Origin of the sequence: Microbispora sp. GKU 823, assembly GCF_002027145.1 — a bacterium.
In the GTDB taxonomy this organism is placed as follows: domain Bacteria; phylum Actinomycetota; class Actinomycetes; order Streptosporangiales; family Streptosporangiaceae; genus Microbispora; species Microbispora siamensis.
This window is the reverse complement of the sequence record NZ_MWJN01000009.1, coordinates 43,287-58,294: the sequence shown is the minus strand read 5'-3', so window position 1 is coordinate 58,294 and position 15,008 is coordinate 43,287. Positions and strand designations below refer to the sequence as shown.

Sequence of the window (15,008 nt, the reverse complement as noted above, 5' to 3'; positions counted from 1 at the left end):
TCGTGTGAACGCCACGGGGAAGGTGCTGCGTCTGGCCGCCATGGGAGCGGCGGCGGGCGTGCTGGTCGCGGGGATCGCGCTGCCGGCGGTGGGAGGCGCGGGCGTCGGGCTGGTGTCGGCCGTCCAGGACGTGGGCCTGGAGCCCCGGGACCTCGTCGAGCCCCCGCTGGCGCAGGTTTCGGTCGTGCAGGACGTGAAGGGCCACGAGATCGCGCGGTTCTACGAGCAGTACCGCGAGGTCGTCCCGCTCGACCAGATGGCCGACATCATGAAGACGGCCATCATCTCGATCGAGGACTACCGGTTCTACGAGCACGGCCCGATCGACATCGAGGGCACCGTACGCGCCCTGGCGAAGAACCTGCAGTCGGGCGGGGTGGCCCAGGGCGGCTCCTCCATCACCCAGCAGTACGTCAAGCAGGTGCTGCTCAACGCCGCCCAGACCGAGGCGGAGAAGAACAAGGCCCTGGAGGCCAGCTACGCCCGCAAGCTCAACGAGCTGCGGTACGCGATGGGCGTGGAGCAGAAGTACTCCAAGGACCAGATCCTGGAGAAGTACCTCAACATCGCCTACTTCGGCGCGGGCGCGTACGGCGTCGAGGCGGCGGCCAAGCGGTTCTTCGGGGTCAGCGCGAGCGAGCTGACGCTGCCGCAGGCCGCGACGCTGGCGGGAGCCGTGCAGGACCCCAACGCCACCGACCCCAACCTGGGCAAGACCAGCCGCGACCGGCTGCTGAAGCGGCGCAACGTCGTGCTCGACCGGATGGCCGAGCTGGGCAAGATCACCAAGGCGCAGGCGGCCGAGGCGAAGAAGGCCAGGCTCGGCTACAAGGGGACCCCGCTGCCCGGCGGCTGCGAGTCGAGCACGTATCCGTACTTCTGCGTCTACGTGCGCAACGAGATCCTCAGCAACCCCGACTTCGGCAAGACGGCCAAGCAGCGCCTGGCGTTCCTCAACCGCGCGGCCTGACCATCAAGACCACGATCGACCCCACGATGCAGGCCGCCGCGGACAAGGCGATCAGGAAGTGGGTCCACCCCTCCGACAACCCGGTGGCCGCCGAGGCGCTGGTGCAGCCCGGCACCGGGGCGATCAAGGCGATGGCCGCGAGCCGCCCGTACGGGACACGCAAGAGCAAGAACGAGATGTCCTACAACCTCGTGGCCGACGCCGCGCACGGCGGCGGCATCGGCTTCCAGGCCGGTTCGACCTTCAAGACGTTCACCCTGCTCACCGCGCTCAAGCAGGGCATGAAGATCAACGACGGGTTCAGCGCGGGCGCCGGCTACACCGCGCCGGGCTACTCGACCTTCAAGAACTGCGCGGGCAAGCCCATCGGCGACCCGAGCCACACGGTCACCAACGACGAGGGGGCGCCCGGCTGGCTGACCCTGCAGACCGGCACCTGGCACTCGGTCAACACGTTCTTCATGATGCTGGAGCAGCGGGTCGGGCTCTGCGAGGTGATCAAGACGGCCAAGTCGCTGGGCATCCACCGCTCCGACGGCACCCCGCTCCAGGAGTTCGAGACGTTCACGCTCGGCATCAACGAGATGGACCCGGTGACGGTCGCCAACGCCTACGCCGCGATCGGCGCGCGCGGCAAGTACTGCGCGCCGATGGCGATCACCCAGATCACCGACAGCACCGGCAAGACGACGGACTACAAGCCGAAGTGCCGCCAGGCGCTCGACCCCGAGGTGGCCGACGCGGCGGCGCACGTGCTGTCCGGCGTCCTGACCAAGGGCACGATGGCGTCGGTCGGCGGCATCGGGCGTGACGCGGCGGGCAAGACCGGCACCAACGACAACTCCTCCTCCGCCTGGTTCGCCGGGTTCACCCCCGACCTGGCGGGCGCGGTCAGCGTCGGCGATCCGCGCGGCGCCCAGAAGTACAAACTGAACGGCGTCACCATCGGGGGCCGTTACTACGGTGAGGTGTTCGGCGCCAGCATCCCCGGCCCGATCTGGAAGGACACCATGCTGCGGGCCCTGCGCGGGGTGCCGGCGACGAAGTTCACGCCCGTCGACACCGAGCGGTTCGGCGGCTGTGGCGACAGCTGCCGGGGCCTCGTGTCCGTGACGCCTCCGACGGGGGGCAATGGTCCGACGGGAGGCGGCGACTCTCCGGTGACGATCCTGCCCGAGTGATCCTGCCCGATCAGCCGGAGTCGTCCAGCGCGTCGGCCGTGTCGAGGACGCGGAACAGCCGGGTCAGGTTCGTCCAGCGGAGGATCCGCAGCACCTGGCCGGCCGGCGCGATGAGGGCGAGGTCGCCGTTCCTGCCGCGCAGGTTGTGCACCAGGCGCACGAGCAGTCCCACGCCCGTGGTGTCGATGAACCGCACCTCGCTGAGGTCGAGGGCCAGCCACGGGCCGTGGGCCTCGATCTGGGTGAGCAGCGGCTCGCGCAGGTGCCGCACCGCGTGGAGATCCAGCTCTCCGCGCAGCCCGAGCACCCACCAGCGGGTGGGGGAAGGGGGTTGTGCCGTCCACGTATCCACGGTGGTTCCCTTCGCTCTCCTTGGCGCCGGGGACCACCGGGGGAACGGGACGGGGAGGTCCGGGGGCGACCGACGAAGCGCTTCGACCGACACGCCGATGAACGTATGAACTGAGCTGCACTCAGGGTAACAATCCCCCTCCGGCGCGTCGATCAGATGAAGCAAAGCTTCCATGGCCAGAAAAGAGATGAGTGGCTATTGTCACGATCCATGGGGGTTAACCGTGCGCTGAGGCGGCGGCTGGTTCTGATCGGGGGAATCGTCGCGCTGGCCGCCGCGGGATCCGCGCCGCTCAACGAGGAACTGTCCAGGGCCGTCGAGGTCGCGTACGCCGCCCAGGGCGCCCTGCCGTACTCGTGGGGCGGGGGGCACGCGGCGCGGCCCGGACCGTCGAAGGGGACCTGCCGCGGATACAGCGGCTCGATCAAGCCCTGCCCGGCGAGCCGGACGCGCGGCTTCGACTGCTCGGGATTCACCCGCTGGGTGTACGACCTCGCGTTCGGCGGCGACGTGCTCGGCCCCGGCAACACCGACGCCCACATCGGCAGGCTGCGCCGCGTCGGCGTGCCGCAACCCGGCGACCTCGTCTTCTACGGCAGGCCCGGCAGAACCCACCACGTCGGGGTGTACGTCGGCGGAGGAAAGATGATCAACGCGTTCGCCACCGGGACGCGCATCCGCATGGACGACGTGTCCGTGCTGGATGACCTGCTCGGCTACTACCACTATCGAGCCTGATCTCTATGCTTGCCCCGTCATGGTAAGACTGCGGGTTTTGGGGCGGATTGCGGCGGAGGTCGACGGGCGCCCCGCCGACCTCGGGACCTCGCTCCAGCGCGCCGTGCTGGCCCGGCTGGTCTGCGCCCAGGGACAGGTGGTGTCGACCGACCGGTTCGTCGACGACCTGTGGAGGGGCCAGCCGCCGCCGCGCGCGCTGGGCGCGCTCCAGGTCTACGTCTCCAACCTGCGGCGGGCACTGGAGCCGGGCCGCGCCCCTCGCGCCCCCGCCCGCGTGCTGGTCACCGCTCCGCCCGGCTATCGGCTGGCGCTGGAGCCCGGCGACGTGGACGCCTGGCGCTTCCCCCGGCTGGTCGAGTCCGCCGCCGGCCTGCTCACCGAGGGGCGGCACGCGCGGGTGCTCGAGGTCGTGGACGAGGCGCTGGCGCTGTGGACCGGCCCGGCGTACGCGGAGTTCGGCGAGGAGGAGTGGGCCGTCCCCGAGGTGGTCCACCTGGACGAGCTCCGGGCGGTCGCGGTGGAGTGCCGCGCCGAGGCCGGGCTCGCGATCGGCCGCCAGGCCGAGGTCGTCCCCGAGCTGGAGCGCCACCTCACCGCCCATCCCTTGCGCGAGAACGCTGTACGGCTGCTCGCGCTCGCCTACTACCGGGCCGGGCGGCAGGGGGAGGCGCTGGCGGTCCTGCGCAGGACCCGCGACCTGCTGGCCGACCAGCTCGGCGTCGATCCCGGGCCCGCCCTGCGCGCGGTGGAGGCGGACATCCTCGGGCAGGCAGCGTCGCTCGACGCGCCCCCTGCGGTCCGGGCGCCCGTGGTCCCGGCTCCCGCGCCCCCTCAGGACCCCGAGCCCGTCCGCATGGTCGGCCGTACGGCGGAGCTGTCCCGGCTGGCCGCCGCGGCGGAGCAGGCCCGGGCCGGTTTCCGCATCGCCTGGCTCGGCGGCGACGCGGGCTCGGGCAAGAGCACGCTGGCCGACGCGCTCGTGCGGCGCCTGGCGGCGGACGGCTGGCAGACCGTGGTCGGCCGCTGTCCCGAGACGACCGGCGGCGTGCCGCCCGCATGGGCGTGGAGCGAGGTGCTGCGAGAGCTGTCCGCGACCTGCCCACCGGAACCCGAGACCGCGGCCCGGCTGGCGCCGCTGCTGACCGACGACGCCGCGCCCGTGGGCCAGTTCTGGCTGGCGCGGGCGGCCGGCGACTACCTGGAGGGCGTGCCGGGACCGCTGCTGATCGTGCTGGAGGACGTGCACCGGGCCGACGAGGAGACCCTCCAGCTCCTGCGCCACCTGGCGGGCCGCCTGACGCGGACGCCGGTCCTCGTCCTGCTGACGCACCGGCCGGCCGAGGCGGGCGACGACCTCACGGCCACCGGGGCGGCGCTCGCTGTGCAGGCGGCGGAGAACATCACCCTGGGCGGTCTCGGCGAACCCGAGGTGGCCCGCCTGCTCGCGGAACGCTCCGGCACGCGGGTCGACGAGGCCACGGTGCGCACGGTCACCGAGCGGACCGGCGGCAATCCGCTGTTCGTGACCGAGACGGCCCGGCTGCTCGCGGTGGACGGCCCGTCGGCGGCCCACGCGCTGCCGCCCGGCGTGCGCGACCTCATCCGCCGCCGCCTCGCCCGGCTGCCCGCGACGGCCCGGACGACGCTGCGCAACGCCGCCGTCCTCGGCCGGGAGGCCGACGCCGACGTGCTGATCGCCATGCCGGGGGCCGACGAGGAGACCGTGCTCGACGGCCTGGAGGCGGGCGTGCTGTCCGGCCTGCTGGAGGAGCCGCGCCCCGGCCGCGTCCGATTCGCCCACGTGCTCGTCCGCGAGACGCTGTACGAGGACATCCCGCGCCTGCGCCGTACGCGGATGCACGGCAAGGTCCTGGCGGCGCTCGAGCGGGTGCGCCCCGGCGACGTGGGAGCGCTCGGGCACCACGCGCTCGCCGCGGCGACGACCGCGACCGCCCTCACGGCGGCCGAGTACGCGGCGCGGGCCGCCGGCCAGGCGACCGCGCTGTACGCGCACAGGAGGCGGCGGCGCTGCTGGAGGGCGCGCTGGGCGCGCTCGACCTGCTGAGCGAAGGGGCGAACGACGCGCCCACGGACGTCCGCCTCGACCTCCTGTGCCGCCTGGTGTCCGCGCAGGCGCACGCGGGCGACGTGATCACGGCGGTGCGCAACCGCACGAAGGCGCTGGAGGTGGCCCGCCGGACAGGCGATCGGGCGGCGGTGGCCAGAGCGGTCTCCTCGCTCGACGCGCCGGTCATCTGGACCATCCAGCCCGACCGCGCGCTCGACGCCGATCTCGTCGGGGCGATCGAGGAGTCGCTGCCCGCGGAGGCCGGGGAGCTGCGCTGCCGGATGCTCGTCGCCCTCTGCCACGCGCTCGAAGGACACGACCCGGAACGCATCGAGGCGGCCAGTGCGGAGGCGCTGGCGATCGCGGACGCCCTCGGCGACCTCCGCCTGCGCTGCATGGCGCTCAACGGCCGCTACTGGGTCTGCCTGACCCCGGACAGGCGGAACGACCTGGAGACGCTCGGACACGATCTGCTGGCCGCCTCGGCCGCCGCCGGGCTCCTCGGCTATCAGACGCTCGGCCATTTCTCGCTGCTCATGGTCGCGCTCAGCCGCAACGACTGGACCACCGCCCGCCGGCACGCCGACATGGCCATGGAGCTGTCGACGAGCGGCCAGCTTGGCCTCGCCCTCGGCATCCTCGCCTTCCTCGACGCCCTGCACCTGCTGGTCAGGGGCGAGTTCGAGCGGGCCGAGAGCGTCTACACGCAGCTCGGGGAGCAGCTGGCCCGCACCGGCGACGCCAACGGCGCGATGGTGGGGACGGTCGGCCGCTTCGTGGTCAAGCTGGCGGCGGGGCGGGTCCACGAGGCGGTGGAGGAGCTCGCCGCTCTGTGGGAACGCCTGCCGGAGGACGTGGGCGAGCTGTACACGCGGGCGCTCGCCGGTGCCGGCCGGCTGGAGGAGGCCCGCGCGGTGTGGGCCTCCGCGCGCGTCCCCCGCCGGGACTACTACTGGCTCGTGTTCATGTCTCTGCGCGCGGACAACGCGATCGCGCTCGGCCACCGGGCGGCGGCCGAGGAGTGCTACCGCCTGCTGCTGCCGTCCGACGGCGAGCTGGCCGGCCTGCACTCGGGCTCGGTCACGCTCGGGCCGGTCGCGCACACGCTCGGCGACCTGGCGGTGTTCCTCGACCGGCCCGGCGACGCCGAGGCCCACTACCTGCGGGCCGCCGAGGTCGCCCGGCAGGTCGGCTCCCCGCACTGGGAGGAGGCCGCCCGCCGGGCGCTCACGCGGCTCCGAAGATGAGCCGCTCGCGGCGGCGGTGGGCGCGGCGCAGCAGCGCCAGCATGACGACCAGGACGGGCCCGGCCAGCTTGCGCAGCTCCGCCAGCTCCTCCGGCCGCGCGTGCTGCTCGATCCTGGGCAGCTCGAAGCGCGGGTCGCCGCCCTTGCGCACGTGCTGCTCCATCTCCTCCCAGTCCTTGCCGGAGACGTGCCGCGTGATGATCGGGAAGATCGTGCGCTCCTCCTCCTGGATGTGCTCGTCGAGCAGGTCGGCCAGCCGGCGCAGCGGCTTGGCCAGCTCGGCCGGGTCGCCCGCGACCGCCTGGATCTCCTCCAGCAGCGGGTCGAGCTCGGAGTGGTCCTCGCTCAGCTCGCTCAGGTCGATCTCGGCGCCCGCCGAGCGGACGAGCAGCGGCCACAGGTGGTCGTCCTCCGCCTTGTGGTGGTGGTGGATGCCGCGGCACAGCTTGGTCGCGTACTCACGGATGGCGGCGGCGCGCTCCGGGCCGCACGGCTGCCGGCCCGCGGCGATCTCGGCGGTGACGTCGGCGAGGCGCCGGGAGTCGGCGCGCATCGCCCGGTGCGCGATGCGGAAGCCCAGCAGGTTGGGGGTGTCGGACATCGGAAGACCCTTCGTGAACGTGGGGGACGGTGGTGCGTCACGCTCACTGTGCGCCCCGGCACTTGGGGTCGATTAAGACCCTACTTAAGACGATTCCCATGGGACGGGAGATAGCCGTGGGGAAAACCCGATAGCTTGTTCCCCTATGGACAGCCGATGGGTGGGACCGGACGGTTACGAGATCGTCCCCGCGTACCGCCGCGACCGCCAGGTGCTGCGGGTGCGGCGCAACGGTCAGGTGGTCGCCGACTGTCTCTCGGTCGAGGAGGTCGCCCGGTATGTCGATCTTGCCGACCTCTGCGAGGTGATCCCGCTGCCCGTCAGGGCGGGCGACGCCCGTACGGCCGTCAAATAGCCTGTTCACAGGCGTAACGGCGGCGGGCCCTGGGCACTCAGAGTGCCGAGGGGGAATCGATGCGCCTGCCTGTGTTTCCGGCTGTCAGCCTGTCTGTCACTGTCACCGTGCTCTGCCTCGCCGCCGGCGGCTGCGGGTCGGCGCCCACGGGCTCCCCGGCCGAGACGCCGGTGTACGTGCTCAATCTGCAGAACTCCGAGCGGGGCAGGGCCGAGCAGCGGCCGGCGAACCTCGTGCTCTCGGAGTTCAGCACGATGAGCGGGGTCACCTGGCGGACCTGGGGGCCGACCCGGGCGACCGGCGCGGGCAGGCTCAGCGGCACCTGGTGCCTGCCCGAGTGCGCGGACGCGCCGTACGCCGCCACGGTGACGCTGAGCAGCGTGATCCCGGTCAAGGGCAAGGGCTACTTCAGCCGGTACGCGGTCACGGCCGATGTGCCTGTCCGGCACCGTCCCGAGGCGGACCTGTCCGGGGTGCTGCCGACACCCTGAGCCGTGCCCCTGAACCGTGCGCCGGAGGGGAGATTCGAATTCGCGCACACCGCCGTGGCCGTGTATGGTTACACCTGTCCGCAGCGCGAGAGCGGCAGGCGGACCCGCCCCTATAGCTCAGTCGGCAGAGCGTCTCCATGGTAAGGAGAAGGTCAACGGTTCGATTCCGTTTGGGGGCTCTAGCCGGAAAGTCCTATCCAAGCAGTGTTTCTGACTGAGCGCTGCCGGGTGGGGCTTTCGGCTTGGTGGGGACTCCTCGTTCCCATCGGAAAGACCGACCTCGATCATGGCTGATCCCGATGCGCGAATAGCCGTACAGGTCGGGTATCCTTGCGTGGCCGGATCCGGTTTCCGGCCGAGGCGGAGTAGCTCAGTCAGGCAGAGCAAGCGGCTCATAATCGCTGTGTCGCCGGTTCAAGTCCGGCCTCCGCTACTACCCTGCCGGGCCACCTGAACAAGGGGGCCCCGGTGCGGGTTGTCCAGTAGTCCCGAACGCAGAAAGGCACTCCCACGTGGCTGCCGCAGACGTTAGGCCGAAGATCACGCTGGCCTGCCAGGAGTGCAAGCACCGCAACTACATCACGCGGAAGAACCGGCGCAACGACCCGGATCGGCTTGAGCTGAAGAAGTACTGCCCCAACTGCAAGACGCACCGGGCGCACCGCGAGACCCGCTAGGTCACGGCACGGACCGCACGCACTTCCGACACCGGCGTTCCCTTCCGGGGGCGCCGGTTCGTCGTGTCCGGCCGGTGTCGTGTCCGCACGGTGCGGGCCGGTGTTCGCCGGCGTGGGTCTGTTACGGTACGGCCTACCCAGCTCATCTCGAAGGAGCCCGGCCCGATGCCTTTGAACCGCGATTTCGTCGGGCGGACGTACGAGTCGTCCGCGCCCTACGAGGTCAGCCGTGTGAAGATCAGCGAGTTCGCCACCGCGATCGGCGACTCCAACCCGATCTACCACGACAGGCGGGCCGCCGTGGCCGCCGGGCACCCGGACGTCGTCGCGCCGCCCACGTTCCCCATCGTGTTCAGCCTTCTCGGGACCGGTGACGCGCTCGCCGACCCCGACCTCGGGCTCAACTTCGCGATGGTCGTGCACGGCGAGCAGCGGTTCGAGTACGAGCGGCCCATCCACGCGGGCGACGAGCTGGTCTGCACCTCGACCATCGCGGAGATCCGCAGCGTCGGCCGCAACGAGTTCCTGACCCTGCGCAGCGACGTCTCGACCACCTCGGGAGAGCTGGTCTGCCGGACGTACAACATCATCGTGGAGCGGGGAGGGGCGGCCTGATCATGGCGGCGACGGTCAAGTACGACGAGGTGGAGACCGGCCAGGAGATCCCGGCCGCCGAATACCGGGTCCGCCGGGTGGACCTGGTGAGGTACGCCGGCGCCTCGGGCGACTTCAACCCCATCCACTGGAACGAGCGGCACGCGAAGGCCGTCGGCCTGCCCGACGTCATCGCGCACGGCATGTACACGATGGCGCAGGGCGGCCGGTTCGTGACGGACTGGGCGGGCGACCCCGGCGCGGTGGTGGAGTACGGCGTGCGGTTCTCGTCCATGGTCGTGGTGCCGGACGACGACAACGGCGCGACGATCACGATCAGCGGGGTCATCGAGGACAAGCGTGAGGACAAGCGCGTCGTCGTCGCGCTGACCGCGAGGTCCGGCGACGCCCGCGTCCTGTCCAAGGCCCGCGCGGTGGTCCAGCTCTCCTGAGCACCCTCTCCTGGCCGGCCTCTGCTGACCGGCCCGATTGGCCGTGGCGGTGCTGGGTAGCGGTCGGATCGTGAGCGAGCGAGACATCGAAGCGAAGAACGAGCCGGTCACCACCCAGCGGGAGCACGGCGACGTCGCCGGCGTCGCCGCGGAGACCCAAGACCCCGGCAAGGCCGGCGATGCCCACGGCGGCGCGATGCCGCGTCCACGGGCGCGGAACGCCAGGGAGGCCGCCGGAGCCGTGGGCCCGGAAGAGATCACCGAGGTCAAGCGGGACGTCGCTCCCGGCGGGACGATCGAGACCGCGCTGACCCCCTCGGGTGAGCCGTCGGTGGTCGCCTCCCAGCTGTTGTGGGACGGCAGTTCGGCCACGTCGAGGGTCGACGAGTCGATCGCCGAGGCGGAGCGCGAGGACCGCGGATAGCTATCCTGTTCGTCGGGATGTTCCGGGTGCGAGGAGACCGATGGCTGACCGGTTGGCAGGGGTGCCGCTCGCCCCGTACACCACGCTGCGTACGGGCGGACCGGCCCGGGCGTTCACGCAGGCGCGGACGCAGGACGAGCTGGTCGCGATCGTGGCCGAGGCCGACCGTGAGGGCGAGCCCGTGCTGGTGCTCGGCGGCGGCAGCAACCTCGTGGTGTCCGACGACGGGTTCGACGGGCTCGTGGTGCGCGTCGCCACCCGCGGCGTCGACGTCACGTCCCGGAGTTCGACGGCAGCGGACGGGCGTGCGCTGGTCACCGTGCAGGCGGGGGAGGACTGGGACGCCCTGGTCGCCCGCTGCGTGGCCGAGGGCTGGTCGGGGGTCGAGTGCCTGTCGGGCATTCCCGGGCTGGTGGGCTCCACGCCGATCCAGAACGTCGGCGCGTACGGGCAGGACGTCTCGCAGACCGTCGCCGCCGTCCGCGTGTACGACCGGCTGACCGGCGAGGTGGGGGACCTCACGGCGGCCGAGTGCGGTTTCGCCTACCGGCACAGCGCGTTCAAGCACGACCCGGACCGGCACGTGGTGCTGGCCGTCACCTACGCCCTGGAGCGCTCCCCGCTGTCGGGACCCGTGGCGTACCGGGAGCTGGCCGCCCGGCTCGGGGTGGAGATCGGCGCGCGGGTGCCGCTGGCCGACGCGCGGGAGGCGGTGCTGGAGCTGCGGCGGGGCAAGGGCATGGTGCTCGACCCCGACGACCCGGACACGCGCAGCGCGGGGTCGTTCTTCACCAACCCCGTGCTCGGTCCGGAGGAGGCGGCGGCCCTGGCGCTGCGGGCCCCCGGCCATCCGCGCTGGGACCTGCCCGACGGCACGGTCAAGGTGCCGGCGGCGTGGCTGATCGAGAACGCCGGGTTCCCCAAGGGTTACGAGAAGGGCCGGGCCCGCATCTCGACCAAGCACACGCTGGCCCTCACCAACCCCTCGGGCGAGGCGGGCGCGGCCGAGTTGCTGGCGCTGGCGCGGGAGGTGCGCGACGGCGTGCACGAGAAGTTCGGGGTGTGGCTCGTCAACGAGCCCGTCCTGGTGGGAGTGCGTCTTTAGCTCGGATAAACTCGGAGGACACCGAAGGGGAGTAGTCCAGAATCCACTGATCGACACACTGGCGGTTCGTCCGCCCGGTCGTGGAGCCCTCGTGGCGGACGAGACCTTCGCCGACAGTCATGACCACATGCTGCCGGGCCGAAGTCGTGCCCGAACTCCCCGGGTGTCGTACGGCGGCCCGGTCGCACCTCCCCCGTAGGAAGGCGACCCCGTGCAAGCCCTCTGGATCTCGCTCGTCGTCATCTTCGTGGCCGAGCTGGGCGACAAGAGCCAGCTCATGGCCCTGACCTTCGCGACCCGCTTCAAGACGGGGCCGGTGCTGGCCGGCATCACCGCCGCGACCGCACTCGTCCACCTCTTCAGCGTCGGCCTCGGCAGGATCGTGGGCGACGCCCTCCCCACCACCGCCATCTCGATCATCGCGGGCCTCGCGTTCCTCGCCTTCGCGGCGTGGACGCTGCGCGGCGACGAACTCACCGAGGAGGAGAAGGGCAAGGCGGCCAAGACCACCCGCAACGCGTTCATCGCCGTCGCCGTGGCGTTCTTCCTCAGCGAGCTGGGCGACAAGACGATGCTCGCCACCATCACGCTGGCCACCCAGCACGGCTGGTTCGGCACGTGGGTCGGCTCGACCGTGGGCATGGTCGCCGCCGACGCGCTGGCCATCCTGGTCGGCCGGTTCCTCGGCGCACGCCTGCCCGAGAAGTGGATCAAGTACGGCGCGGCCGCCGCGTTCGCCGTCTTCGGCGTGCTGCTGCTGGCCGAGCCCCTGTTCGCCTGACTCTCGTTCGCCTAATCGAGGAGGGACAGGCGGTGGGCCGCGGCGGCGGCCTCGCCCCGGGTCGACACGCCGAGCTTGGGCAGGATGTTCGACACGTGCACGCTGACGGTCTTGGCCGAGATGAACAGCTCGGCAGCGATGTCCCGGTTGCTGCGCCCGGCCGCCACCAGGCGCAGCACCTCCAGCTCGCGGGGGGTCAGGTCGGCCTGCCGTACGGGCTCGGACGGCGTGGCGTCGGAGAGAGGTGAGCCGACGCGGCGGGCCAGCGTCTCGATCTGGGTGACCAGAGGGGTGGCGCGCAGCGCGACCGCGAGCGGGCATGCCTCACGCAGGCGCGCCGAGGCCCCTTCGCGGTCGCCGCTCGCGGCGGCCGCCATGGCGGCGTGCAGCAGCGCCTTGGCCCGGACGTACGGACGGCCCAGCCGCTGCCACGCCTCGGCCGCGGCGTCGAACTCGCCCCGATAGACCAGCCCGAACGCCTCATTCACCGGCCCGTCGCCCAGGTTGAGGGCCAGACGGTCGCCCAGCTCCCGCACGTGAGGCACCCGGTCGGGGGCGACCGGAGCCGCCGCGTCGCAGACGTAACGAACCGAGGCGAGCAGCCGCCCGGCGAGCATCGCCTTGCGCGTGAGCGGCGGGTCGTCAAGCGCCGCCTCCAGCACGTCGAGGGCCGTCAGCGGCTCGCCGCGCAGCATGTGCCAGGCGAGGACCAGGCGGGTATTGTTCGTCCACTCCTGCGTCTGCTCGTCCCGGTGCGGGGAGAAGGCACCGACCTCGGTGAGGATGTCCTGCGCCAGGTCCTCCTCGCCGCGCGCGATCGCGATGTCGGCCCGGACCCGCAGCATGTGCCACCGGTTGCGCAGGGTCGGACCCATCGTCAGGGACCGCTCGATGACCTCGATGGCCTCGTCCCACCGGCCGAGCGACTCCAGCGCCTCGGCGCGGTTGTTGGCGATGAACACCCCGTGCTGGCGGAACCTGCCGTACCGCCGGGCGAGCTTCTCGCCCTTCAGGGCGAGCGCCACGGCCTCCTCCGAGCGGCCGAGGTTGTCGAGGGCGTCGACGTTGTTCGCCAGGGCACGCAGGATGATCCGCGGTGCGTCGAGCCGGATCCCGATCTCCAGCGCCCGTTCGTTGGTCGCGAACGCGGTCTCCAGGTCGCCGTCGATGGAGTGGCCGAGCGCGAGGTTGATCAGGAGGTCGGCCTCCTGGACCTCGTCGCCCGTCTCGCGGGCGATGCGCAACGCCTCCTGGGTGAGCGCGGTCCCCTCGGCGATCTCGTCGGAGTTGATCAGCACTGTGCCCAGCCGGGTCAGCACGAGCGCGCGGATGTCGCCGGGCAGCGGGACCAGGCGTTCGGCGCGCCGCAGCTCCTCCAGCCCGTTGGTCCTGCCCTTCTGGTTCTTGATGTTCGCCAGGCGGACCAGCAGTTCGGCGACCCGTTCGGGGGAGGTCCGCTCGTCCAGCTCGGCGAGCGCGCCGCGCACGTACTTGGTGCTCTGCTCCATGTCGCCGCTGACGTACGCCGCCTCGGAGGCCCGCTCGAGCACCGTGCAGTGGTCGTGGCCGATCCGCTCGGCGGCGTCGGGGACCTTGTCCCACAGCGTCAGCACGCGTTCGAGGAGCTGGACCTGCTCGGTGTAGGCGAACGACTTGGCCGCCTTCTCGGCCGCCTCCCAGGCCGAGATAAGCGCCCACAGGTCGTCGCGGGCGGAGTACCAGTGGTGGGCGATCTCGATGGCCGCCCGGCCCGGGGGCACCAGGGTGCGGTCCCGGTCGATCTCCTCCGCGTACCGCGCGTGCATCCGCGCGTGCTCGCCGGGCAGCAGCTCGTCGTGGACCGCCTCGCGGATCAGGGCGTGCCGGAACGCGTACGCCCCGCCGTCGGCCACCTGCAGCACGTTGGCCGCGATGGCCGGCCGCAGCGCGTTCTCCAGGTCCACGTCGGACAGGCCGCTGACGGCCGCGAGCAGGCCGTGCCCGACGCGTACGCCACCGGCGGCGGCGACCCGGAGCACCCGCTGGGTCTCCTCGGGCAGCCGCTCCACCGAGCCGATGATCAGGTCGTGCAGCGAGTCGGGGAACGAGCACTCGTCGCCGCAGTCGAGCAGCGCCTCCACGAACAGCGGGATGCCGCCGCTGCGTTCGAAGACCCGGTCCACCCTGGCGAACTCGGGGGTCACCCCGAGGATCCCGGCCATCTGCGCGGCGACCTCGTCCTGGGTGAAGCGGGGCAGGTCCACCCGGACCACGCCGTCGACCCGCCCCAGCTCGGCCAGCACCGGCCGCAGGGGATGGGTGCGGTGCAACTCGTCCGAGCGGTACGTCATGACCATCAGGACGGGAGCCGACCTGATGTTGCGGCTGAGGAAGGCGATGAGGTCCCGGCTGGAGCGGTCCGCCCAGTGGATGTCCTCGATGACGAGCACCACCGGCCGCCGCTCGGCGAGGCGCTCCAGCAGGGCGAGGATCAGCTCGAACAGCCGGGCGCGGGCCGACTCGGTCTCCCCGTCGCCGCTCGGCTCGCCGAACTCGGGCAGCAGCCTGGCCAGGTCGCGGGCGGCGCCGTCGGGCAACAGGGCGGCGACCTCTGCCGCGCCGCCCTCCCGGACGAGCTGCCGCAGCGCGGCGGTGAACGGCGCGTAGGCCAGACCCTCGGCGGACAGCTCCACGCAGCCCCCGACGAGCACGTGGGCGCCGTCCTGCGCGGCCTGCTCGGCGAACCGGCCGGCGAGGCGGGTCTTCCCCACGCCCGCCTCGCCGCCGATGAGCACCGCCGCGGTGATCTGCTTTCTGGCCTGGTCGTAGGCCTCGCCCAGGGTTTCAAGCTCCGCACCCCGCCCGACGAAGACGGGGCTCACCGCCCGGCGTGTCATGTCCTCAAGCATGTCATGACCCTTTGCGTGGGTTCGCATGAATTTTCGGAGCACCTGTCAGGGCGGCTGAAAGGCCCGGCCGGGAGGGAGGGTCCG

Annotated in this window: 16 protein-coding genes and 2 tRNA genes; 15 read left to right on the top strand and 3 right to left on the bottom strand. The window is 72.0% G+C overall.

What is annotated here, in order from left to right:
- Positions 1-4: 4 nt before the first annotated feature.
- Positions 5-970: a transglycosylase domain-containing protein gene (locus B1L11_RS50000; protein WP_256862304.1), complete on the top strand. Its 966-nt coding sequence runs from the start codon at positions 5-7 to the stop codon at positions 968-970.
- A gap of 26 nt (positions 971-996) precedes the next feature.
- A complete protein-coding gene (locus B1L11_RS49995; RefSeq protein WP_256862303.1) occupies positions 997-2,151 on the top strand; it encodes a transglycosylase domain-containing protein in 1,155 nt (384 codons plus the stop codon).
- Positions 2,152-2,161: 10 nt separating this feature from the next.
- On the opposite strand, the gene B1L11_RS07420 is transcribed toward B1L11_RS49995, so the two are convergent.
- The gene (locus B1L11_RS07420; RefSeq protein WP_179155023.1) at positions 2,162-2,503 is read right to left on the bottom strand and encodes an STAS domain-containing protein; all 342 of its coding nucleotides are present in this window, start codon (positions 2,501-2,503) and stop codon (positions 2,162-2,164) included.
- A gap of 210 nt (positions 2,504-2,713) precedes the next feature.
- Here B1L11_RS07420 and B1L11_RS07415 point away from each other — a divergent pair, with 210 nt between their 5' ends.
- Genes B1L11_RS07415 through B1L11_RS49985 form a run of 3 tightly spaced genes read left to right on the top strand, consistent with a single transcriptional unit; the run spans position 2,714 to position 6,556 of the window.
- Positions 2,714-3,241, top strand: coding sequence for a C40 family peptidase (locus B1L11_RS07415; protein WP_079313800.1), 528 nt, complete (start codon positions 2,714-2,716; stop codon positions 3,239-3,241).
- 37 nt (positions 3,242-3,278) lie between these two features.
- Complete coding sequence (locus B1L11_RS49990; protein ID WP_256862302.1) at positions 3,279-5,306, top strand: BTAD domain-containing putative transcriptional regulator; 2,028 nt, start codon at positions 3,279-3,281, stop codon at positions 5,304-5,306.
- 56 nt (positions 5,307-5,362) lie between these two features.
- Entirely contained in the window at positions 5,363-6,556 is a 1,194-nt protein-coding gene (locus B1L11_RS49985) for a hypothetical protein (RefSeq protein ID WP_256862301.1), read from the top strand.
- Here the strand turns inward: B1L11_RS49985 and B1L11_RS07405 are convergent.
- Complete coding sequence (locus B1L11_RS07405) at positions 6,537-7,157, bottom strand: hemerythrin domain-containing protein (RefSeq protein ID WP_079313799.1); 621 nt, start codon at positions 7,155-7,157, stop codon at positions 6,537-6,539. The genes B1L11_RS49985 and B1L11_RS07405 overlap by 20 nt on opposite strands.
- Before the next feature lie 145 nt (positions 7,158-7,302).
- Between B1L11_RS07405 and B1L11_RS07400 the strand changes: the two genes are divergently transcribed.
- From B1L11_RS07400 to B1L11_RS07355, 10 genes are all read left to right on the top strand, one after another.
- Entirely contained in the window at positions 7,303-7,512 is a 210-nt protein-coding gene (locus B1L11_RS07400; RefSeq protein WP_079313798.1) for a transposase, read from the top strand.
- Positions 7,513-7,619: 107 nt separating this feature from the next.
- Positions 7,620-8,003 carry a hypothetical protein gene (locus tag B1L11_RS07395; RefSeq protein WP_143737090.1) on the top strand — a complete coding sequence of 128 codons (384 nt, stop codon included), beginning with the start codon at positions 7,620-7,622 and terminating at the stop codon, positions 8,001-8,003.
- A 106-nt stretch (positions 8,004-8,109) separates the two neighbouring features.
- Positions 8,110-8,182 (top strand) — tRNA-Thr (locus B1L11_RS07390).
- Between the two features lie 180 nt (positions 8,183-8,362).
- Positions 8,363-8,436: transfer RNA gene (locus B1L11_RS07385), tRNA-Met, on the top strand.
- A 79-nt stretch (positions 8,437-8,515) separates the two neighbouring features.
- A complete protein-coding gene (rpmG, locus tag B1L11_RS07380; protein WP_030510782.1) occupies positions 8,516-8,680 on the top strand; it encodes a 50S ribosomal protein L33 in 165 nt (54 codons plus the stop codon).
- Positions 8,681-8,845: 165 nt separating this feature from the next.
- Entirely contained in the window at positions 8,846-9,295 is a 450-nt protein-coding gene (locus B1L11_RS07375; RefSeq protein ID WP_079313796.1) for a MaoC family dehydratase N-terminal domain-containing protein, read from the top strand.
- A 2-nt stretch (positions 9,296-9,297) separates the two neighbouring features.
- A complete protein-coding gene (locus B1L11_RS07370; protein ID WP_079313795.1) occupies positions 9,298-9,726 on the top strand; it encodes a MaoC family dehydratase in 429 nt (142 codons plus the stop codon).
- A gap of 70 nt (positions 9,727-9,796) precedes the next feature.
- On the top strand, positions 9,797-10,150 hold the full coding sequence (locus B1L11_RS07365) for a hypothetical protein (RefSeq protein ID WP_143737088.1): 354 nt from the start codon (positions 9,797-9,799) through the stop codon (positions 10,148-10,150).
- 40 nt (positions 10,151-10,190) lie between these two features.
- On the top strand, positions 10,191-11,255 hold the full coding sequence (locus B1L11_RS07360; RefSeq protein WP_079313793.1) for a UDP-N-acetylmuramate dehydrogenase: 1,065 nt from the start codon (positions 10,191-10,193) through the stop codon (positions 11,253-11,255).
- A gap of 211 nt (positions 11,256-11,466) precedes the next feature.
- Positions 11,467-12,036 carry a TMEM165/GDT1 family protein gene (locus B1L11_RS07355; RefSeq protein ID WP_079313792.1) on the top strand — a complete coding sequence of 190 codons (570 nt, stop codon included), beginning with the start codon at positions 11,467-11,469 and terminating at the stop codon, positions 12,034-12,036.
- Positions 12,037-12,047: 11 nt separating this feature from the next.
- Here B1L11_RS07355 and B1L11_RS53750 read toward each other — a convergent pair whose 3' ends face one another.
- On the bottom strand, positions 12,048-14,912 hold the full coding sequence (locus B1L11_RS53750) for an AAA family ATPase (RefSeq protein ID WP_306291609.1): 2,865 nt from the start codon (positions 14,910-14,912) through the stop codon (positions 12,048-12,050).
- Positions 14,913-15,008 lie beyond the last annotated feature (96 nt).

Excerpts from the sequence above, each read along its gene's own strand:
- B1L11_RS49995 (WP_256862303.1), top strand. The coding sequence starts at position 997 with ATGCAGGCCGCCGCGGACAAGGCGATCAGGAAGTGGGTCCACCCCTCC.
- B1L11_RS07415 (WP_079313800.1), top strand. The coding sequence starts at position 2,714 with ATGGGGGTTAACCGTGCGCTGAGGCGGCGGCTGGTTCTGATCGGGGGA.
- B1L11_RS07405 (WP_079313799.1), bottom strand. The coding sequence starts at position 7,157 with ATGTCCGACACCCCCAACCTGCTGGGCTTCCGCATCGCGCACCGGGCG.
- B1L11_RS07400 (WP_079313798.1), top strand. The coding sequence starts at position 7,303 with ATGGACAGCCGATGGGTGGGACCGGACGGTTACGAGATCGTCCCCGCG.
- B1L11_RS07375 (WP_079313796.1), top strand. The coding sequence starts at position 8,846 with ATGCCTTTGAACCGCGATTTCGTCGGGCGGACGTACGAGTCGTCCGCG.
- B1L11_RS07370 (WP_079313795.1), top strand. The coding sequence starts at position 9,298 with ATGGCGGCGACGGTCAAGTACGACGAGGTGGAGACCGGCCAGGAGATC.
- B1L11_RS07360 (WP_079313793.1), top strand. The coding sequence starts at position 10,191 with ATGGCTGACCGGTTGGCAGGGGTGCCGCTCGCCCCGTACACCACGCTG.
- B1L11_RS53750 (WP_306291609.1), bottom strand. The coding sequence starts at position 14,912 with ATGACACGCCGGGCGGTGAGCCCCGTCTTCGTCGGGCGGGGTGCGGAG.